Annotated in this window: 1 pseudogene; it reads right to left on the bottom strand. The window is 63.4% G+C overall.

From position 1 onward, the window contains the following. Window positions 1-265, bottom strand: a pseudogene (locus KZZ04_RS19555) (methyl-accepting chemotaxis protein); the annotation flags it as partial.

Raw genomic sequence — 265 nt, forward strand, 5'->3', positions numbered from 1 at the left:
GCCCACGGTCTGCTGCACGGTGTTCTCGGTCACATCACGAATGCTCACCACTGCGCGGTTCATCTCTTCGGCAACATGGCTCTGCTGTTCGGCGGCGACGGCAATCTGCGTGTTACTTTCGCGCATCTGCGCCACGGCACCGGTGATTTCGGCGAGCGCCGCGCCGGCTTCCTGGGCCTGTTGCACACAGTCGTCGGCCTTGAGTGAGCTTTCCTGCATGAAGTCCACGGCGTCGCGGGTGCCCGATTGCAGGGCTGACACCATG

It is taken from the genome of Pseudoalteromonas sp. CR1 (assembly GCF_019392235.1).
Taxonomy (GTDB): Bacteria; Pseudomonadota; Gammaproteobacteria; order Enterobacterales; family Alteromonadaceae; genus Pseudoalteromonas.